We start from the raw sequence: 19,979 nt of genomic DNA on the forward strand, positions 1-19,979 counted from the left end.
GACGTGAACCAGAAACACGCGAACAACATCAACCGGAGGGGACTGCTGGGAGCGGGCCTGGGAGCCGCAGCCGCCGCGGGAATCGCGGGCTGCGGCTCACTCGGTTCCGGGGGCGGGGCGCACCACGGGCCCGGGAAGAGCTCCGGGGGCGCCGCCGGTACGGCTCCCGACCACGGCGCGCACGCCGGCGGAGGGAAGGAGCGCGGCACGGGCTCCGCGAACAGCGGCGTCCGGCTGATCGGAGACGGTTCCACCTCCGACACCGGAAAGCAGCCGAAACAGCCCGACGCGCCCGTCCCGCTCGAACCCGGCCAGACGCCCCCGCAGTTCGTGATCTTTTCCTGGGACGGGGCGGGCGAGGTCGGCAACGGCCTTTTCCCGCGCTTTCTCGAACTCGCCCGGGAACACGACGCCGCGATGACCTTCTTCCTTTCCGGCATCTATCTGCTGCCCGAGTCGAAGAAGTCGCTCTACCAGCCGCCCAACAATCCGCGCGGCGCCTCCGACATCGGCTACCTCACCGACGACCACGTCAGGCAGACGCTGCGGTACGTGCGCGAGGCGTGGCTCGACGGCCACGAGATCGGCACCCACTTCAACGGCCATTTCTGCGCCGGTGAGGGGTCGGTGGAGAACTGGACGCCCGCGCAGTGGCACAGCGAGATCAATCAGGCCGTCTCCTTCGTGACGCAATGGCGGACCAACAGCGGCTGGGAGAACGTCGAACCGCTTCCTTTCGATTACCGGAAGGAACTCGTCGGCGGACGCACCCCCTGCCTCCTCGGCCAGGAGAACCTGCTGCCGACCGCGAGCAGGCTCGGCTGGCGCTACGACGCGAGTTCGCCGGGCGGGACGCAGATGTGGCCGGAGAAGCGGCTCGGCGTGTGGGATCTCCCGCTCCAGGGAATCCCGTTCCCCGGCCACACCTTCGAAGTCCTCTCCATGGACTACAACATCCTCGCCAATCAGTCGCAGAATTCGACCCGGGGCATGCCCTCGCGCTATCCGGACTGGCGCGAGCAGGCGACCGGTTCCTATCTCGCCGGATTCCGCAGGGCGTACGAATCGAATCGCGCCCCCTTCTTCATCGGCAATCACTTCGAGGAGTGGAACGGCGGTATCTACATGGACGCCGTGGAGGAAGTGATCAAGCACGTGGCCGGACAGCCGGACGTGCGACTCGTCTCGTTCCGCCAGTTCGTGGACTGGCTGGACGTCCAGGACCCGGCAGTTCTGGCGAAGCTCCGTACACTCGAGGTCGGTCAGGCCCCCGCCGGTGGCTGGAACGCTTTCTTTAAGCAGGCCTGACAAGGGGCTTTACGGGCACCGAGGGGGGTGCCCAAGATCCCCGGATCTGCCATGCGAAACTTTTCACATGAGCCATGGCCGCGCACCCCGACGCCGCTTCACCCTGCTCGCCGCCACGACCGCCGTCGTGGCCGGTGCCCTGACCCTGTCCGCCTGCGGCGGGGACGACATCAAGTCGGGCGGCGGCGGTGACACCAACTTCGTCACCGGCAGCGGCGGCATCTCGACCGTGGCCGCGAAGGACCGCACGGCCGCCCCGGAGCTCGAAGGCAGCACGCTGGAGGGGAAGAGCCTCGACGTCGCCGCCTACAAGGGCAAGGTCGTCGTCGTCAACGTCTGGGGATCGTGGTGCGGCCCCTGCCGCGCGGAGGCGAAGCACTTCGCCGCCGTCTCCAAGGAGACCGCCGGCCAGGGCGTCCAGTTCGTCGGGATCAACACCCGCGACACCCAGAAGGACGCCGCCCTGAACTTCGAGGCGGACGCGGGCATCACGTACCCGAGCCTCTACGACCCGGTCGGCAAGCTCATCCTCCGCTTCCCCAAGGGCACCCTGAACCCGCAGACCATCCCGTCGACCGTGGTCATCGACCGCGAGGGGCGCATCGCCGCCCGCACCCTCCAGGCACTCGACGCGGAACAGCTGCACAAGATGATCGACCCGCTGATCGCGGAGAAGTGACCCGGTGACCGCCCTCGCCGCCGCCACGTACAACGAGACGGTCGTCAACGGTGCGCTGCTGGCCGCCGTGCCGATCGCGCTCCTCGGCGGTCTCGTCTCGTTCTTCTCGCCCTGCGTCCTGCCGCTGGTCCCCGGCTACCTGAGCTACGTCACCGGCATCAGCGGCACCGACCTGGCGAACGCCCGGCGGGGCCGGATCGTCGGCGGCGCCTCCCTCTTCGTCCTCGGCTTCACCGCCGTGTTCGTCTCGGGCGGCGCGCTCTTCGGCTACTTCGGCGGCAACCTCCAGGAACACAGCGAGGCCCTGCAGCGGGTCCTCGGCGTGCTGATGATCCTCATGGGCGTCTTCTTCATGGGGCTCATGCCGTGGATGACCATGCGCGAGTTCCGCATCCACCGCAGACCGGTCACCGGTCTGCTGGGCGCCCCGCTGCTGGGCGCCCTCTTCGGGATCGGGTGGACCCCCTGCCTCGGCCCGACGCTGAGCGCGGTGTCCATGCTCGCCTTCGACCAGGGCACCGCCGAGCGCGGGGCACTTCTGACGGTCGCGTACTGTCTGGGTCTCGGTGTCCCGTTCGTCCTCGCCGCCGTCGCCTTCCGCAAGGCGCTCGGAGCATTCGGCTGGGTCAAGCGCCACTACGCATGGGTCATGCGCATCGGGGGCGTCATGATGATCGCGACCGGCGTCCTGCTGCTGACGGGGCTGTGGGCCACGTTCATGCAGGACGTGCAGGGCTGGTCCAACGGTTTCACTGTGGGGATCTGAGTTCCATTGAGCAAGCTGAACACGACTGACGAGCGCGACGCGGCGCACACCGACGAGCAGGACGTCCGGGAGCTCGGCGACGCCGGGGCCCAGCTCTCCACCGCGCCCGTGGAGGAGCGCGCCGACCGTGAGGCCGGGCTGCCCGCCATGGGTGTCATCGGCTGGATCCGCTGGTTCTGGCGCCAGCTCACCTCGATGCGGGTCGCGCTGATCCTGCTCTTCCTGCTGTCGCTCGGCGCCATCCCCGGCTCGCTGATCCCGCAGAACAGCGTGGACGAGCTGAAGGTGCTGACCTTCAAGAACGCGCACACCACGCTCACCCCGGTCTACGAGAAGCTCCAGCTCTTCGACGTCTACAGCTCGGTGTGGTTCTCCGCGATCTACATCCTGCTGTTCGTCTCGCTCATCGGCTGCATCCTGCCGCGCAGTGTCCAGTTCGTGGGCCAGCTGCGCAGCCGCCCCCCGCACGCCCCGAAGCGCCTGACCCGGCTGCCGGCGTACACGACCTGGCGTACGGAGGCCGAGCCGGAGCAGGTCCGCGAGGCGGCGCTCGCCCTGCTGCGCAAGCGCCGGTTCCGCTCCCACACGGTGGGCGACGCGGTCGCGGCGGAGAAGGGCTACCTCCGCGAGGCCGGGAACCTGATCTTCCACGTCGCGCTGATCGTGATGCTGGTGGCCTTCGCCGTCGGCTCGCTCTTCAAGTACGAGGGCGGCAAGCTCATCACCGAGGGCGACGGCTTCGCCAACACGATGACGCAGTACGACGACTTCACGTCCGGGTCGCTGTACGACTCCGACTCGCTCTCGCCGTTCAGCTTCACCCTCGACGACTTCGTCGGCACGTACGAGAAGACCGGCCCCCAGCGGGGCACGGCCCGCACCTTCGAAGCGCGGGTGACGTACGCCGAGGGCGCGTACGGCAAGGACAAGAAGGGCGTCATCAAGGTCAACGAGCCCTTGGTGATCGACGGCACCAAGATCTTCCTGATCTCGCACGGCTACGCCCCGGCGGTCACGGTCCGGGACGGCAGGGGCAAGCAGATCTTCAAGGGTGCCGTTCCGCTGCTGCCCCGGGACGCCAACATCACCTCGTCCGGCGCCATCAAGGTCATGGACGGCTACAGGGACAAGAACGGCAAGTGGGACCAGCTCGGCTTCCAGGCGTTCTTCGTCCCGACCTTCGCCGGGGCCGGCAGCGGCACGATGCTCTCGCAGTTCCCCGGCGCGGAGAACCCGGTGCTGGCGCTCAACGCGCTGCACGGCAGCCTCGGCGTCAACTCCGGCCTCCCGCAGAACGTCTACCAGCTCGACACGACCAAGCTGAAGGCGTTCAAGGACGCCGACGGCAACAACCTGAAACAGCGCCTGGCTCCCGGCGAGACCATGCAGCTCCCGGACGGCGCGGGCTCCATCACCTTCGACGGCGTCGAGGAGTGGGCCAGCTTCCAGATCTCGAAGCAGCCGGCCGCCGGCTGGGCGCTCGGCGGGGCCGTCGCCGCCATCGCAGGACTCGCCGGTTCGCTCTTCATCCAGCGCCGCCGCGTCTGGGTGCGGGCCGCGCGCGGGGCCGACGGGGTGACCGTCGTCGAGATGGCCGGACTCGGCCGCAGCGAGTCCGCGAAGCTGCCCGAGGAACTGCTCTCCCTGGCGTTGGCGCTGAACGACGTGGCGCCGACCGCACCCGATCCGCAGCCCGGCCCCGACCCGGGGCCGGAGACCGACGCCGCGGCCGAACCCGGCCCCGGTCCCGACGTACCTGCCGCAGAAACTGCCGAAGGGGCTGAGAAGTGAATCTCGCCGCCGCCGCCAACGAGAATCTGGCGCACACCAGCAATGTGCTGATCTATTCGTCGATGGCCGTCTACACCCTGGCCTTCCTCGCGCACATCGCGGAATGGGTGTTCGGCAGCCGCAGCAAGGTCGGCCGCACGGCCGCCGCGCTCGACGCCGGGGCCGCCGCCCGGTCCTCGGTGAAGGTCCAGGTCAACCAGGCCGGCGGCGCGACCGCCGTGCTGGAGCGCCCGAAGGTGGTCACCCGGTCCGCCGCCGGGACCCGGGACGTCCCGGACGGTCCCGGCGCCGCCGGCGGCACCTTCCAGGGCGACCTGTGGGGCCGGATCGCGGTCTCGATGACCGTGCTCGCCTTCCTCGTGCAGGCGGGCGGCGTCGTCGCCCGCGCGCTCTCCGTGGAGCGCGCCCCCTGGGGCAACATGTACGAGTTCTCGATCACCTTCTCCACGGTCGCCGTCGCGGCCTACCTGGTCCTGCTCCTGCTGCGGAAGAACGTCCGCTGGATGGGCCTGCTGCTGGTCACCGTGGTCCTGCTGGACCTCGGCATCGCCACCACCGTGCTCTACACGGACAGCGACCAGCTGGTGCCGGCGCTCCACTCGTACTGGCTGTGGATCCACGTCTCCACCGCCATCATCTGCGGCGCCGTCTTCTTCCTCGGCGCGGTCGCCACGCTGCTCTACCTCTTCCGCGACAGCTACGAGCGGAAGATCGAGAACGGCGAGACGCCGGGCCGGTTCGCGCAGTCCGTGCTGGACCGGCTGCCCTCCGCGGCGACGCTGGACAAGTTCTCGTACCGCGCCAACGCGGCCGTCTTCCCGCTCTGGACGTTCACGATCATCGCGGGCGCGATCTGGGCCGGCGAGGCGTGGGGCCGCTACTGGGGCTGGGACGCCAAGGAGACCTGGTCGTTCATCACCTGGGTCGCCTACGCCTGCTACCTGCACGCCCGCGCGACCGCCGGGTGGAAGGGCCGCAAGGCCGCCTACCTGGCGCTCATCGCCTTCGGCTGCTGGCTGTTCAACTACTACGGCGTCAACATCTTCATCACCGGCAAGCACTCCTACGCCGGGGTCTGACGCCCCGCACCACCTGCGCGAAACGGCTGCCCGCACCTCCGGTACGTACCGGGGAGCGGGCAGCCGTTTCGCGTGCGGTGGGGGCGTCAGCCGAGCGGGGTGTCCAGGACCGCCTTGCGGTGGGTGAAGGTGTCGATGGAGTAGGGGCCGTGGTAGCTGCCCATGCCGCTCTCGCCGACCCCGCCGAACGGCAGGTCGGAGACGGTCAGGTGGGCGAGCGGCAGGCCGATGCCGACGCCGCCCGAGGAAGTCTCGGCCAGCAGCCGTTCGCGGACCTCGGGCGACTCGGTGAAGGCGTAGAGCGCCAGCGGCTTGTCCCGGTCGTTGACGAAGTCGATCGCCTCGTCCAGACCGGCCACCGTGAGGATCGGCAGCACCGGGCCGAAGATCTCCTCGCCCATCACCGGCGCGTCCGGGGCGACGTCGGCGAGCACGGTCGGCGCGATGTACTTCGCCGCCCGGTCGTGGGCGCCGCCGGTGACCGTACGGCCGGAGTCCAGCAGGCGCACCAGGCGGTCGAAGTGGCGCTCGTTGATGATGCGGCCGTACTCCGGGGAGGCCGAGGGGTCGCTGCCGAACTGCGTCTCGACGGCGGCGGCGAGCGCGTCCGCGAGGGCGGTGGCGGTCTCCGGGTCGGTGAGGACGTAGTCGGGGGCGACGCAGGTCTGGCCCGCGTTGAGGAACTTCCCCGAGGCGAGGCGCGCGGCGACCGCCTTCAGGTCGGTGTCCCGGTCCACGAAGACCGGGGACTTGCCGCCCAGCTCCAGCGTCACCGGGGTGAGGTGCTTCGCCGCGGCGGCCATCACGATCCGGCCGACCGTGCCGTTGCCGGTGTAGAAGATGTGGTCGAACCGCTCCTCCAGCAGCGCCGTCGTCTCCTCCACGCCGCCCTCGACGACGGCCACCGCGTCGGTGTCCAGGAAGCGGGGGAGCAGCCGGGCGACGGCGGCGGAGGTCGCGGGGGCCAGCTCGCTGGGCTTGGCCACCACGCAGTTGCCGCCCGCCAGCGCGCCCGCGACCGGGGCGAGCAGCAGCTGCGCCGGGTAGTTCCAGGGGGCGATGACCAGGACGACGCCGAGCGGGTCGCGCACCGTGAGCGCGGTGGCCCCGAGGGCGGCGAGCCCGGCGTGCACGGGGGCGGGCTCGGGGCGCAGCCAGTCGGCGAGGTGCTCCAGGGTGTGGTCGATCTCGCGGACGGTGAAGTCGATCTCGGTCCGGTAGGACTCCGCGCGGCTCTTGCCGAGGTCGGCGTGGAGCGCGTCGGCGAGTTCGTCGCCGTGCTCGGTGAGCAGGGCGCGCAGCCGTTCCAGCTGGTGGGTGCGCCAGGCCAGGTCCTTCGTGCGGCCGGTGCGGAAGGTGGTGCGGAGGCGGGCGACGACGTCGGCCGGGGACTCGGCGGGCATGGGGGGCTCCCTACTGCGGGCGTCTCGACGGACAGGAAGTTGACATCATCAAGCAACGCATTTCATGTAACGACCATAAGTTGAGTAAGTCAAATAATCTGAGTGCGGCGCGCGTGCGACGTACCGTGGAGGACCCACACCCGTGATCCGCGCCGGACTGTCCGCCGCTCCTCCGCCCAAGGATGACCACCCCATGCCCCCGGAACCGGCACCCCGCGCCGACCACGCCGTCCCCACCCCGGACGACCTGCTGGAGCCCCTGGCCGTCGTCGTACGGGGACACTCCGACGACCTCACCGCCGTCGCCGCCCGCCACGGCCTGAGCAGCGCCCAGGCCCGCGCCCTCATCGCGCTCGACGCGCCCATGCCGATGAGCGCCCTCGCCCGCCACCTCGTCTGCGACGCCTCCAACGCCACCGGGCTCGTCGGCCGCATGGAGACCCGGGGCCTGCTCGTCCGCACCCCCGCCCCCGGCGACCGCCGCTCCAAGGTCGCCTCCCGCACCGCGGAGGGCACCGGGCTGGCCCACCGGATACGCGCCGAGATGCGCGTGGTGCACGGCGCGCTGGAAGCGCTCACCCCCGAGGAGCGCACCGCGCTGCTGCCGCTGCTGGAGCGTCTGGGCGGGCTGCTGGGCCCGTGAAACGCCGAAGCCCGCGCGGTCCGGTTTCCCGGCCCGCGCGGGCTTCGTACGGCTGACGGCCGTGGACCGCCGGTCAGGCGGTCGCCGGAGGCGGCGTCCCCGGTGCCTCGTCGGGGCCGGTACCGCTCTCGCGGCGCTTGAGCTCCTCCTCGCGGCGGCGCAGGTCGGCCTCCCAGTCCTTCAGCAGCGACTCGTCCCGCCTGTTCTCCGCGCGGAGGCTCTGCAGGAACTCCGGATTGTCGTCGGGCGCCACCCACTCGGTGCGGTGGTTGCGGTGCCACTCGGAGGGCGTACGGCCTCCGGCGGGCGCGTGTCGCAGCTTGCCCGCGGCCAGCCAGACGATCGGACCGACGATCCAGAACAGCAGGATGATGAAGACCCAGGCGACCTTCGGCAGGTGCTTGGCCTCGTCCTCCGGGGTGTTGAGGCAGTCGATGAAGGCGTAGATCGTCAGCGCCAGCGGCAGGAGATAGATCAGGGCCCTGAACATGGTTGAGGAAGTCCCCCCGAGAACGGCGGCGGGGCGTGGTGGCCCCCGGTGAGCCGACAGGGTACCGGCTACGGATGACACCCCACGGCGAGCAGATGTGAACTGGCGGCGAGCAGTGCGGGATGAGGCTCCGCCAGCCGGGCTGCGGCGAGCGCGGACTCGAAGAGCGGCGAGTCCACGAGCGACTCCCCGGTGTGCTGCTCCGTCGCCTTCAGCAGCGACCAGGCGGGCCCCTCGATCCCGTACACCACCGGGTCCTCGCACCCGGAGTCGCGCAGCTCGGCCGCCAGTTCCTCCGAAGTGTGGAAGTACGCCTCGGTGAACCCGCGCCGGCCGTCGTACACCCCCGTCGCCAGGCTGTCCACGATGCTCTCCCCGATGGCGGGATGGTGCAGGTGGGCGTAGGCGGTGTGCTCGAAGAGCGGGGCGTACCGGTTGATGCCCGCCGCCGCGACCAGCCCGCCCGGCCGGACCACCCGGCGGGCCTCCGCCAGGGCGGCCTTCCGGTCGGCGGGGTCGGTCAGGTGGTAGAGCGGACCGAGCAGCAGCACCGCGTCGTACGTGGCGTCCCCGGCCGGGAGTGCCCGCGCGTCCCCCTGCTCGGCGGTGGCCCCGGTCTCCAAGGCCTCCTGGACGTGCCGCTCGACCGGGTCGACGAGGTGGACCGCGTACCCCGCCTCCACCAGCCACCGCGCGTGCGCACCCGGGCCGCCGCCCACGTCGAGCACCTTCGCGGGGGCGGGCGGCAGGTGCCTGCGCAGCAGTTCCCGGGTCCGCACCAGCTCCAGCACCCCGTCCGCGTTCTTGGTGAGCCGGGCGGACTCGTCGTAGCCGGAGGTGTAGAAGTCGATGATTGCGGGGGGTACCTGATGGGGCGCCATGCACGCTCCTCCTGGGGTGGTCATGGGTGGGAGCGAACTTCTCGACTAACTTAACCGGTTGACCAGTCCAGCGACCAGGAGGCTGCGATGCCGCTTCTCAAGTACGAGCAGATCGCGGAGTCATTGCGTGCCCGCATCACCGACGGCGATTTCGGCCCGGGCGACCTTCTCCCGTCCGGCCGGGACCTGTGCGAACAGTGGTCCGTATCGCGGGCGACCGTCATCAAGGCGATGGATGTACTCCGCGCGGACGGGCTGGTCGTCGCGCGGCAGGGTTCGGGATTCACTGTGGTGGAGACGCCGCTGGCGCGCCCGGCGGGGCGGCGGATCGCCGGTTTCGCGCGCCTTTCGGGCGGCTCGGCCTTCCGTCGTCTCGGGACGCCGGTCCGGGAAGTGCCTCCGCAGAAGGTGGCGGAGGCGCTGTGTCTGTATCCGGAGGTCGCCGCACTCCGCCGTGACCGGCTCGTGCTGCTGGACGACGGAGCGCCGCAGTCGCTGGTCGTTGCGTGGTTCCCGCCGGACATCGCCGACGCCTGCCCGAGGCTTGCGCAAGCCGGACCGCTGATGGAAGGCACCACCCACTACGTCGCCCGCACCACTGGCAGGCGCCCCGCTGAGGGCGTCGACGTGTCGACGGTCCGGTTGGCCTCCGAGCATGAGGCAGAGCTTCTGGGGCTCACGCTTCCTGAAGCGGTCGCCGTCGTCCTTCATACGGCGTCGGATTCCGAGGGCAGGCCGCTTGTCTGCGAGGAGGGCGTGACACCGGCGCAGGTCTGGGAGCGCACGGACGCCTACCCGATGAACTGAGACCGATACCCGATGGGCTGAAGACCACCGGCATCTCTTGACTGGGCCGGTCAACCGGTCCAGGCTTCGGTGTATGACACCAGAGCACCTCGACTCCTCGACTGCTCGTTTACTTCCGTGGACACGCGAGGACGGCGCCCCCTGCTACCTCGTGACGAACGGGCAGGGACCTGTCTCGCGCATGGCCGACGAGATGGAGCGGACGCAGATGCGTACGGCCGTCGAGGTCCAGGAATACGCGCGCGCCCTGAAGGAGGATCCCGACGTGACGGTTCTGGAGCTTCGCTTTGTCGCCACCCGGCTCTCCGAGTGCCTGACCGATGCGCTGCGCATCGCGGAAAGCCGGGGCGGCCGACTGGAACGGGAGCGGATGCCCGAGTGACGTCCGCGCCACCTGTTCACCCCGCTCCGCCCCCCGGCGCGGCGGCGGGGGAGCCCCCGAGGGGGAGTGCGGGGAGGATGACAAACTGGTGGGCATGGCTTACGACGATCTTCGCTCCCTGCTCCGGGCCTTGGAACGTGAGGGCGATCTCAAGCGCATCAAGGCCGAGGTCGATCCGTACCTCGAAGTCGGCGAGATCGTCGACCGCGTCAACAAGGCCGGCGGGCCCGCGCTGCTCTTCGAGAACGTCAAGGGGTCCTCGATGCCCCTGGCCATGAACGTGTACGGCACCGACCGGCGGCTGCTGAAGGCGCTCGGGCTGAAGGCGTACGCGGACATCAGCGACAAGATCGGCGGGCTGCTGAAGCCGGAGCTGCCGCACGGGTTCGTCGGCGTGCGCGAGGCGTTCGGGAAGCTCGGCTCGATGATCCACGTGCCGCCGAAGAAGGTGAAGGGGGAGAGCGCCCCCGTCCAGGAGGTCGTCCTCACCGGCGACGACGTGGATCTCGACCAGCTCCCCGCGCTCTTCACCTGGCCCGAGGACGGCGGCTCCTTCTTCAACCTGGGGCTGACCCACACCAAGCACCCCGAGACCGGCGTCCGCAACCTCGGGCTCTACCGCCTCCAGCGCCACGACCGCCGGACCATCGGCATGCACTGGCAGATCCACAAGGACAGCCGCAACCACTACCAGGTCGCCGCCAAGCGCGGTGAGCGGCTGCCGGTGGCCATCGCCTTCGGGGCGCCGCCCGCCGTGACGTACGCGTCCACCGCACCGCTGCCCGGGGACATCGACGAATACCTCTTCGCCGGGTTCGTCCAGGGCAAGCGGATCGAGATGGTCGACTGCAAGACCGTGCCGCTCCAGGTCCCGGCCAACGCCGAGGTCGTCATCGAGGGCTGGCTGGAGCCGGGCAGGATGCTCCCCGAGGGTCCCTTCGGCGACCACACCGGGTTCTACACCCCGCAGGAGCCGTTCCCCGCGCTGACCATCGACTGCGTGACCATGCGGAAGCGCCCGCTGCTCCAGTCGATCGTGGTCGGCCGCCCGCCCACCGAGGACGGGCCGCTGGGCCGCGCCACCGAGCGGTTCTTCCTGCCGCTGCTGAAGATCATCGTCCCGGACATCGTGGACTACCACCTCCCCGAGGCCGGCGGCTTCCACAACTGTGCGATCGTTTCGATCGACAAGAAGTACCCCAAGCACGCCCAGAAGGTGATGAGTGCCATCTGGGGCGCCCACATGATGTCGCTGACCAAGCTGATCGTCGTCGTGGACTCCGACTGTGACGTCCACGATCTGCACGAGGTGGCCTGGCGGGCGCTCGGCAACACCGACTACGCCCGGGACCTGACCGTCACCGAGGGGCCGGTCGATCACCTCGACCACGCCTCCTACCAGCAGTTCTGGGGTGGCAAGGCGGGCATCGACGCGACGCGGAAGTGGCCCGAGGAGGGGTACACGCGGGACGGAGGCTGGCCGGAGATGGTCGAGTCCGACCCGGAGACGGCGGCGAAGGTCGACCGCCGCTGGAAGGAATACGGACTGTGACTGCCGCAGAAGCAGCGCTGGGCCACGGCCCGGCGCAGCCCAACAGCAAGGTGAAGGCGTTCCTGCGGCTGGTGATGATCGAGCACTCGGTGTTCGCGCTGCCCTTCGCGTACATCGCCGCGCTGACCGCGATGTTCCAGGTCAGCGAGTCGATCCACTGGGTCGAGCTGCTGCTCGTCACGGTGGCGATGGTCGGCCTGCGGACCTTCGCGATGGCCGCGAACCGGATCATCGACCGGGAGATCGACGCGCGCAATCCGCGCACCGCGACCCGCGAGATCGTCACCGGCGCGGTCTCGGTGCGCTCCGCGTGGACGGGCGCGCTGGTCGCGCTGGTCTTCTTCCTCGGCGCCGCGGCGCTCCTGAACCCGCTCTGCCTCGCGCTCGCGCCGATCGCGGTCGTGCCGATGGTGGTCTACCCGTACGGCAAGCGGTTCACGAACTTCCCGCACGCCATCCTCGGCCTCGCCCAGGCCATGGGCCCGGTCGGCGCCTGGCTCGCGGTGACCGGCAGCTGGTCGTGGGACGCGGTCGTTCTCGGGCTCGCCGTCGGCATCTGGATCGGCGGCTTCGACCTGATCTTCGCCTGCCAGGACGTCCGCGCCGACCGCGCGCACGGCGTGCTCTCGGTGCCCGCCCGCTTCGGCATCCCGGCCGCGCTCTGGGGCGCCCGGGTCTGCCACGTGATCACGACCGGGCTGCTCGTCTGGTTCGGCCTCGCCACCGACGCGGAGCGCTTCTACTGGATCGGCATGGTGATCGTCGCCGTGGCCTTCGTGTACGAGCACCGGGTGGTGCGCCCGCACGACCTGTCCCGCCTCAACCGGGCGTTCTTCTCGGTCAACGGCTTCATCGGCATGGCGCTCTTCGCCTGCACCCTGCTCGACCTGGTGGTGCGCGGCCTCACGCCGTGACGGCGGCAGGGGGACGGCGGCGCGGGGGCGGGCCCGCGAACCCCGGGACGCCGGCAACGCCCGGAAGCCCCCGGCCGGTTCCGGGTTCGGCCGGTGCGCGGGGGCCGGTTACCCTCGGCGTGTGGAATCCACGACTTCAGTGAGTCAGCAGCCGCGTCGGCCTTGGATTGTCGGGGTGTCGGGCGCCTCGGGGACCCCGTTCGCCGCTTCGGTGGTGCGTGGGCTGCTCGCCGCCGGTGAGGACGTGGACCTGGTGGTGAGCCGCGCCTCGCGGCTCACTCTGCTGGACGAGACGGGGATCGCGTTCCGCGACGCGCACTGGCGGGGCGACCTCGCGAGCTGGCTGGCGCGCGGGGCGGACGGCAAGCCGGACACCTTCGACCCGGACCTCTCCGGGGTGCGCCACTGGCCCGCCGGGGACCTCGCCGCGGGGCCGTCCTCGGGGTCGTACCCGGCGAAGGGGATGCTGATCGTCCCGGCGTCGACGGCCTGCGTGGCCGGGGTCGCGCTCGGGCTGTCGAAGGACCTGCTCCAGCGGGCCGCGAGCGTCACGCTCAAGGAGCGGCGCCCCCTCGTCGTCGCCGTGCGGGAGACCCCCCTGAGCGGTGCGACGCTGAGGCAGATGGTCGCCCTGGACGAGGCGGGGGCCGTGGTGCTACCCGCCTCCCCGGCGTTCTACGCGGGCGCCACGCACATCCAGGACCTGGTGGACTTCGTCGCGGGGCGGGTGCTGGACGCCGCGGGGGTGCCGCACGGTCTGTACCGCCGCTGGGAGGGGGAGCTCGGTGGCGGCTCACGCGGGGGTTCACCCCTCGGCTGACGGCGGGGTGTCCTTCTGCCTCTCCCGACCGCACGAATATTTCGCAGGCTGAAAGTCCTTTTCGCCTTAAATTCTGTACCCAGATTTGCGATACTGCTGAACAATGGAAGGTTCTGTCATATGGACGCGGTGGACAGGCAGCTCATCCAGGCCCTCCGGGAGAACGGCAGGGCGTCGTACGCGGAACTGGGCCGGCTCGTCGGCCTCTCCGGCCCCAGCGTCACCGACCGGATCAACCGGCTGGAGTCGGCCGGGGTCATCACCGGCTACCGCGCCACCGTCAACGCGGCGGCCCTCGGCCTCGGCGTCACCGCGCTGATCGGCATCTCGCTCTCCGACGCGGCCGACCACGAGGACGTGGCCCGCCGGCTGCGCGACCTGGAGGAGATCGAGGACGCCTGGTTCATCGCGGGCGACGATTCCTACATGCTCAAGGTGCGCGTCGGCGACGTCGACGGCCTGGAGAAGACGATCCGCCGGCTGAGCGGAACCAAGGGCGTCTCGCGCACCCGGACGACGATCGTGCTCTCCACGAAGTGGGAGAACCGGGTCGGGGAGCTTCCCGAAGAGCGCTAGGCGTACGGTTACGGGAAGTCTGTTACGGAGAGAAATGGGAGGCGTCTGGTGGACGCGGGACTCAAGCGCGAGCTGGAGGAGAAGGTCCGGGCCGGCGAGCGGCTGAGCCGCGAGGACGGGATCGCTCTCTACGAGTCCGACGACCTCGCCTGGCTCGGCGGTCTGGCCCATGAGGTGCGTACCCGTAAGAACGGTGACGTCGTGCACTTCAACGTCAACCGGCACCTCAACATGACGAACGTGTGCACCGCCTCGTGCGCGTACTGCTCGTTCCAGCGCAAGCCGGGCGAGAAGGACGCGTACACGATGCGCATCGAGGAGGCCGTCCGCCTCGCCAAGGCGATGGAGAACGACAACCTCACCGAGCTGCACATCGTCAACGGGCTCCACCCCACGCTGCCGTGGCGGTACTACCCGCGCTCGCTCAGCGCCCTCAAGGAGGCGCTGCCGAACGTGGCGCTGAAGGCGTTCACGGCGACGGAGATCCACCACTTCGAGACGATCTCCGGGCTCAGCGCCTCCGAGATCCTCGACGAGCTGATCGAGGCCGGTCTGGAGTCGCTGACCGGCGGCGGCGCGGAGATCTTCGACTGGGAGGTCCGCCAGCACATCGTCGACCACAACACCCACTGGGAAGACTGGTCGCGCATCCACCGCCTCGCGCACGAGAAGGGTCTCAAGACCCCGGCGACGATGCTGTACGGGCACATCGAGGAGCCCCGTCACCGCGTCGACCACGTGCTGCGGCTGCGCGAGATGCAGGACGAGACCGGCGGCTTCCAGGTCTTCATCCCGCTGCGCTACCAGCACGACTTCGTGGACATGAAGGACGGCAAGATCCGCAACAAGCTCCAGGCGCGGACCACGATGGCCACCGGCGCCGAGGCGCTGAAGACCTTCGCCGTCTCCCGGCTGCTGTTCGACAACGTGCCGCACGTCAAGGTGTTCTGGGTGATGCACGGCGTCCAGACCGCCCAGCTGGCGCTCCAGCACGGCGCGGACGACATGGACGGCTCGGTCGTCGAGTACAAGATCACGCACGACGCGGACAACTACGGCACGCCGAACAAGCTCGGCCGTGACGATCTGCTGGAGCTCATCCGGGACGCGGGCTTCCAGCCCGTCGAGCGCAACACCCGGTACGAGATCATCCGCGAGTACCCGGGCCCGGACGCCGACCGGCGCGAGACGCCGCAGGCGATGCGGGTCTGACGCCGCGCCTTCCCCGAGGGGCCCCGGTCGCAGGCGAGCCGCCCGCGACCGGGGCCCCTCGGCGTGTCCGGCCCGTACCGGTCTTCCGGGCCCTTCCCTGGACCGCGGCCACCGTGTGCCGCCGACCCGTCCCGCATGCCGGAAAGCGGGTTGAGGCCTTCCGGATGTAATGGTTAACCTGGACTCATGCCACTTACCTTCACCCTGGACCCCGACTTCGGTCCCGAGCTGCGCGACGGCGTCCTCGCGCTCTGGACCGACGTCTCCAACGCGGGCGGCTCGGTCGGCTTCGTACCGCCGGTCACCACCGAGGACGTCCGCCCCGAGCTGCTCAAGCACCTCACCGCGATCGCGGAGGGGCGCACCCGGCTGCTCGTCGGACGGGACGAGGACGGCACGGTCGCGGCGACCGCCTTCCTCACCCTCAACACCCACCGGCTGATGCGCCACTGGCTCTGGCTCTACACGGTGATGGTCCACCCCTCCCACCAGGGCAAGGGGTACGGGCGCGACCTCATGGCGGCGGCGGCCGACGCGGCGCGCACCATCGACGGCATGGAGTACATCCGGCTCACCTGCCGGGGTGGCACCGGCGTGGACCGCTTCTACGGAAGCTGCGGCTACAAGGAAGTGGGCCGGGTGCCGGGTGCGATCCGGGTCGCCGAGGGCGACGACCGGGACGACATCACCATGCTCCTCCCGCTCGCCTGATCTCCTCCGCGGGCCGTCCGGGGTGCGGGGCCGGCGCGTTCCCGCAGTTCAGGCGGGGGTGACGCGGGGCCGTGGCAACCCCGTGAACCGAGCGATTTCGGGGCATGCTTCACTGGTCGGGCAGGTTCGCATCACCGTCGTACGTAGAGAGAGGTCAGCCGTGTCCGCTGCCAAGCCGAGCGCAATGATCCGGTACTCCGCGCTGCGCCTGCTGATTTTCGTCGCCTGCTTCTTCGTCGCGGGGGTGGCGGTCCACTTCGGTGTGATCCCCTCCGGCGTCGGCGGCTCCAACGTCGTCTGGGTCGTCCTGCTCGGACTGGTGCTCTCCGCCCCGCTGAGCTACGTCCTGCTGCGCAAGCAGCGCGACGAGATGTCCGTTCAGGTCGTCCAGAAGGTGGACCGCGCCAAGGCCCGCCTGGAGGCGAACCGCGCGCGCGAGGACGCCGTCCAGTAGGACCGGGTTCCCGTCACCGCGGAACCCGGCACGTAACCTTCGTCACATCCGCGCCCCTCGGCGCGCGTCGCACCTCGGACCCCGGCCCGGAGCAAGTCGCTCCGGAACCGGGGTCTTTGACGTTTTTATCCGCCGCTTACCGGCCACGCCCAGCCGGATGCGTGCTCATAGAAAAACTTTGAGAGCCTCAAAGTCGCGGTGTTAACGTGAACGACATGAAGACAGCAGTGCGAATCCGCTACGCCCCGGGCGTCCCGCTCGTGGCGCGCCTGCACGTCGATCTCTGCCGCTGCACGACCGCGGCCTGTTGTCGCCTCTGACCCGGCAGCATGCAGCGGCGCCGCCTCCCGGCGAGGACGCCGCCCCTTCGTCCCCTTTTCCTTCCTCGCGTACGTGTGCCTTCCCACGCGTACGCCGCGTCCTGTCTGGAGTGTGTCCGTGTCCGCGAACTCCGCGTCCACCACGGAGACCGCCGAGCCCAAGAGCTCCGGTTTCCGCATACCGAAGGTGCCCTTCTGGGCCCAGATCGTCGCCGGTCTGGTCCTCGGTGTCGTCCTCGGCTGGATCACCCGTAGTTACGACGTCGCGTGGCTCTACACCACGCTCGACAAGGTCGGCCACATCTTCGTCCAGCTGCTGAAGCTGGCCGTCGCGCCGCTCGTCTTCTTCGCGATCCTGGTGTCGATCACCAACCTCCGCAAGGTCAACAACGCGGCCCGGCTCGCCACCCGCACCCTGCTCTGGTTCATGATCACCTCGCTGATCGCGGTGGCCATCGGCCTCGCCATCGGCCTGATCACCAACCCGGGCTCCGGTACCGGCCTCACGCCGAAGGACGGCCTCAAGCCCGAGCACGCGGGCTCCTGGCTCGACTTCCTCACCGGCATCGTCCCGACCGACGTGATCACGCCGTTCACCGAGCTGAACGTCCTCCAGATCGTCTTCATGGCCGCCGTCGCCGGCATCGCCGCTCTGAAGCTCGGCGAGAAGGCCCAGCCGATCCTCACCCTCAGCGAGTCGGTCCTGGAGCTGCTCCAGAAGGCCCTGTGGTGGGTCATCCGCCTCGCCCCGCTCGGCACCGTCGGCCTCATCGGCTACGCCATCGCCGACTACGGCTGGGACCTCATCGGCAAGTACGCCACCTTCACCGCCGACGTCTACATCGGCTGCGCCCTGGTGCTCTTCGGCGTCTACCCGCTGCTCCTCGCCACCGTCGCCAAGGTCAGCCCCGTCCAGTTCTTCAAGGGCGCCTGGCCCGCGATCCAGCTGGCGTTCGTCTCCCGCTCCTCGGTGGGCACCATGCCCGTCACCCAGAAGGTCACCGAGCGCCTCGGCGTCCCGAAGGAGTACGCCTCCTTCGCCGTGCCGTTCGGCGCCACCACCAAGATGGACGGCTGCGCCGCGATCTACCCGTCGCTGGCCGCGATCTTCATCGCGCAGATCTTCGACGTGCAGCTCGGCGTCGGTGACTACGTCCTGATCGCGTTCGTCTCGGTCATCGGTTCGGCCGCCACCGCCGGTCTCACCGGTGCGACGGTCATGCTGACGCTGACCCTCTCGACGCTGGGCCTCCCGCTGGAGGGCGTCGGCCTGCTCATGGCGATCGACCCGATCCTGGACATGATGCGCACCGCCACCAACGTGGCCGGCCAGGCGCTGGTCCCGGTGATCGTCTCGGCCCGCGAGAAGATCCTCGACCTCGGCAAGTACAACACCGCCTCGGCCTCGCCGGTGGACGAGATCGAGGTCGTCGAGGAGGAGCCCGCCCGGGTTCCCGTCGCCGCCTGATCCACCTCGCACCACGCGCGCCCCGGGGGCGCCCGGGTCCTTCGGGACCTGGGTGCCCCCGGGGCGTTTCCACGGCGGGGCGCGCGCCGTCGCGCCGACGGGTGCCGTCCCCGCTCCCCGTACCCTTACTCGGGAGTAAGGCAGCGGGGGCGGAAGGAAGTCCGACATGGATGCGGTGAAGAGCAAGCGGATGCCACGCGCCGTGCGTGAGCAGCAGATGATGGACGCGGCGGTGCAGATCTTCGGGCAGCGCGGCTACCGCGCGGCCTCGATGGACGAGATCGCTGAGCTCGCGGGCGTGTCGAAGCCGCTGGTCTACCTGTACCTGAACTCCAAGGAGGAGCTTTTCACCGCCTGCATCCGCCGCGAGGCGAAGGCGCTGGTGGACGCGGTCCAGGCGGGGGTCGAGCCGGGGCTGCCCGCCGACCGGCAGCTCTGGGAGGGGCTGCGTGCCTTCTTCACGCACACGGCCGAGAACCCGGACGGCTGGGCGGTGCTGCACCGCCAGGCGCGTACGCACGGGGAGCCGTTCGCCTCGGAGGTCACCACCATGCGGGACGAGATCGTCGCGTTCGTGACCGGTCTCATCGGCGCCGCCGCCCGGGAGGCCCACCACGACCCCGCGCTGCCCGACCGGGACGTGGCCGGGCTCGCCCAGGCGCTGGTGGGCGCCGCCGAGGCGCTGGCGGGGTGGGCCAACGAGACCCCGGGCGTCTCGGCCCGGGAAGCGGCGGCGACGCTGATGAACTTCTCCTGGGCGGGCCTGGAGAACCTCATGAACGGGCGGCCCTGGCAGCCCCCGGCCTGACAGTGACAGGCGCCCGGGTTCGCCGGGGATCTCCTCGGGAACGGCCGGCGCTTGTCGGGGACGGCCGGCGCTTCTCGGGGACGTCGGGCGCGGCGGTGAACCGGTCGGGGGATCTCGTCGTAGGGAGGGGCGGGGCGCCCGTACGGGCCCCACGCCGACCGCGAACCCGAGGACAAGGAACTCCCGCCATGCGTCATCCCCGTGCCCGCCGCACCGCCCGTGGACCGGTGCTCGGTGCCGTCGCCCTGCTCGCCGCGCTCTCCCTGACCGCCTGCGGCGGCGGGGACACGTCCGCCTCGGACGAGGCGGACTCCTCGGTGAGCGCCGACGGGTCGGACGGGGCCGCGGACACCTCCGCGGACACGGCCGGCGACGGGGCGGAGGACCGGGTCGCCACGGAGGGGCAGGCGGACACGGACGCCGGCGCGGAGCCGGAGGCGGGCTCCGGCGAGGGGACGGACGCGGGTTCCGGCTCCGGCGGTGCGTCCGGCGGTGCCTGCGACGGCGCCAACACCGAGGTGGTGGCGGACATCATGAGCCGCCCGGTCAACCACGTGCTGCTGACGATCACCAACACGGGGTCCACCGCCTGCGACGCGTACGCGTATCCGGGGGTCGGCTACGAGGGTGCCCAGGCGGTCATGGACTTTGTGAAGGAGAGCGTGCCGCAGTCGGTCGTCTCGCTGGAGCCCGGTCAGTCCGCCTACGCCTCCGTCCGCACGGCGGCGGCGGACGGCAGCGGTGAGGGCGGGGCCGAGGTGTCGGAGCTGACGGTGGACTTCCAGGACGCCTCGGGCTTCGGGAACGGCACGAGCGCGAACGCCTCGCTGGGACAGCGGGTCACGGTCGACAGCTCAGCCGCCGTCACGTACTGGTCGACCGACCTGGACGCCGTCAGCGCGTACTGAGCCGGAA

The 19,979-nt window shown here is 70.3% G+C and carries 21 protein-coding genes; 18 read left to right on the plus strand and 3 right to left on the minus strand.

Annotated elements, in window-relative coordinates:
• Positions 1–3 precede the first annotated feature (3 nt).
• From ACFWEE_RS17705 to ccsB, 5 genes are all read left to right on the plus strand, one after another.
• Positions 4–1,308: a hypothetical protein gene (locus tag ACFWEE_RS17705; protein WP_386890085.1), complete on the plus strand. Its 1,305-nt coding sequence runs from the start codon at positions 4–6 to the stop codon at positions 1,306–1,308.
• A gap of 67 nt (positions 1,309–1,375) precedes the next feature.
• On the plus strand, positions 1,376–1,987 hold the full coding sequence (locus ACFWEE_RS17710) for a TlpA family protein disulfide reductase (RefSeq protein WP_386890087.1): 612 nt from the start codon (positions 1,376–1,378) through the stop codon (positions 1,985–1,987).
• Positions 1,988–1,991: 4 nt separating this feature from the next.
• A complete protein-coding gene (locus ACFWEE_RS17715; protein WP_386890089.1) occupies positions 1,992–2,753 on the plus strand; it encodes a cytochrome c biogenesis CcdA family protein in 762 nt (253 codons plus the stop codon).
• Positions 2,754–2,759: 6 nt separating this feature from the next.
• The gene (locus ACFWEE_RS17720; protein ID WP_386890090.1) at positions 2,760–4,544 is read left to right on the plus strand and encodes a cytochrome c biogenesis protein ResB; all 1,785 of its coding nucleotides are present in this window, start codon (positions 2,760–2,762) and stop codon (positions 4,542–4,544) included.
• Entirely contained in the window at positions 4,541–5,623 is a 1,083-nt protein-coding gene (gene ccsB / locus ACFWEE_RS17725; RefSeq protein ID WP_386890092.1) for a c-type cytochrome biogenesis protein CcsB, read from the plus strand. The genes ACFWEE_RS17720 and ccsB overlap by 4 nt, the downstream gene beginning before the upstream one ends.
• Positions 5,624–5,709: 86 nt before the next feature.
• Here ccsB and ACFWEE_RS17730 read toward each other — a convergent pair whose 3' ends face one another.
• Positions 5,710–7,026, minus strand: a complete 1,317-nt coding sequence (locus ACFWEE_RS17730) for an aldehyde dehydrogenase family protein (RefSeq protein ID WP_386890094.1) — start codon at positions 7,024–7,026, stop codon at positions 5,710–5,712.
• A gap of 193 nt (positions 7,027–7,219) precedes the next feature.
• Here ACFWEE_RS17730 and ACFWEE_RS17735 point away from each other — a divergent pair, with 193 nt between their 5' ends.
• On the plus strand, positions 7,220–7,669 hold the full coding sequence (locus ACFWEE_RS17735; RefSeq protein WP_386890096.1) for a MarR family winged helix-turn-helix transcriptional regulator: 450 nt from the start codon (positions 7,220–7,222) through the stop codon (positions 7,667–7,669).
• A gap of 73 nt (positions 7,670–7,742) precedes the next feature.
• Here ACFWEE_RS17735 and ACFWEE_RS17740 read toward each other — a convergent pair whose 3' ends face one another.
• Both ACFWEE_RS17740 and ACFWEE_RS17745 read right to left on the minus strand, forming a co-directional pair.
• Entirely contained in the window at positions 7,743–8,159 is a 417-nt protein-coding gene (locus ACFWEE_RS17740; RefSeq protein ID WP_386890098.1) for a PLD nuclease N-terminal domain-containing protein, read from the minus strand.
• Between the two features lie 68 nt (positions 8,160–8,227).
• Positions 8,228–9,040 (minus strand): class I SAM-dependent methyltransferase, encoded by an 813-nt coding sequence (locus ACFWEE_RS17745; RefSeq protein WP_386890100.1) that lies wholly within the window; start codon positions 9,038–9,040, stop codon positions 8,228–8,230.
• 87 nt (positions 9,041–9,127) lie between these two features.
• Here ACFWEE_RS17745 and ACFWEE_RS17750 point away from each other — a divergent pair, with 87 nt between their 5' ends.
• The 12 genes from ACFWEE_RS17750 to ACFWEE_RS17805 all read left to right on the plus strand — a co-directional run bounded on the left by ACFWEE_RS17750 (position 9,128) and on the right by ACFWEE_RS17805 (position 19,972).
• Positions 9,128–9,847, plus strand: coding sequence for a GntR family transcriptional regulator (locus ACFWEE_RS17750; RefSeq protein WP_386890101.1), 720 nt, complete (start codon positions 9,128–9,130; stop codon positions 9,845–9,847).
• Between the two features lie 181 nt (positions 9,848–10,028).
• Positions 10,029–10,229, plus strand: coding sequence for a hypothetical protein (locus ACFWEE_RS17755; RefSeq protein WP_386890103.1), 201 nt, complete (start codon positions 10,029–10,031; stop codon positions 10,227–10,229).
• Positions 10,230–10,323: 94 nt separating this feature from the next.
• Positions 10,324–11,781, plus strand: a complete 1,458-nt coding sequence (locus ACFWEE_RS17760) for a menaquinone biosynthesis decarboxylase (protein WP_386890105.1) — start codon at positions 10,324–10,326, stop codon at positions 11,779–11,781.
• Positions 11,778–12,695, plus strand: a complete 918-nt coding sequence (gene mqnP / locus ACFWEE_RS17765; protein ID WP_386890107.1) for a menaquinone biosynthesis prenyltransferase MqnP — start codon at positions 11,778–11,780, stop codon at positions 12,693–12,695. Before ACFWEE_RS17760 ends, mqnP begins: the two co-directional genes overlap by 4 nt.
• A 139-nt stretch (positions 12,696–12,834) precedes the next feature.
• The gene (locus ACFWEE_RS17770; protein ID WP_386890221.1) at positions 12,835–13,515 is read left to right on the plus strand and encodes a UbiX family flavin prenyltransferase; all 681 of its coding nucleotides are present in this window, start codon (positions 12,835–12,837) and stop codon (positions 13,513–13,515) included.
• Between the two features lie 120 nt (positions 13,516–13,635).
• Positions 13,636–14,091 carry an Lrp/AsnC family transcriptional regulator gene (locus tag ACFWEE_RS17775; RefSeq protein WP_266707593.1) on the plus strand — a complete coding sequence of 152 codons (456 nt, stop codon included), beginning with the start codon at positions 13,636–13,638 and terminating at the stop codon, positions 14,089–14,091.
• A 48-nt stretch (positions 14,092–14,139) separates the two neighbouring features.
• Entirely contained in the window at positions 14,140–15,303 is a 1,164-nt protein-coding gene (gene mqnE / locus ACFWEE_RS17780) for an aminofutalosine synthase MqnE (protein WP_386890109.1), read from the plus strand.
• Between the two features lie 186 nt (positions 15,304–15,489).
• Positions 15,490–16,014 (plus strand): GNAT family N-acetyltransferase, encoded by a 525-nt coding sequence (locus tag ACFWEE_RS17785; RefSeq protein WP_386890110.1) that lies wholly within the window; start codon positions 15,490–15,492, stop codon positions 16,012–16,014.
• 160 nt (positions 16,015–16,174) lie between these two features.
• Positions 16,175–16,468, plus strand: coding sequence for a DUF4229 domain-containing protein (locus ACFWEE_RS17790; RefSeq protein ID WP_386890112.1), 294 nt, complete (start codon positions 16,175–16,177; stop codon positions 16,466–16,468).
• A 438-nt stretch (positions 16,469–16,906) separates the two neighbouring features.
• Positions 16,907–18,256, plus strand: a complete 1,350-nt coding sequence (locus ACFWEE_RS17795) for a dicarboxylate/amino acid:cation symporter (protein WP_386890113.1) — start codon at positions 16,907–16,909, stop codon at positions 18,254–18,256.
• Positions 18,257–18,422: 166 nt separating this feature from the next.
• Positions 18,423–19,064 (plus strand): TetR/AcrR family transcriptional regulator, encoded by a 642-nt coding sequence (locus tag ACFWEE_RS17800; protein WP_386890115.1) that lies wholly within the window; start codon positions 18,423–18,425, stop codon positions 19,062–19,064.
• A gap of 188 nt (positions 19,065–19,252) precedes the next feature.
• A complete protein-coding gene (locus ACFWEE_RS17805; protein WP_386890117.1) occupies positions 19,253–19,972 on the plus strand; it encodes a DUF4232 domain-containing protein in 720 nt (239 codons plus the stop codon).
• Positions 19,973–19,979: the final 7 nt, after the last annotated feature.

The organism is Streptomyces sp. NPDC060184 (genome assembly GCF_042728795.1).
Taxonomy (GTDB): Bacteria; Actinomycetota; Actinomycetes; order Streptomycetales; family Streptomycetaceae; genus Streptomyces.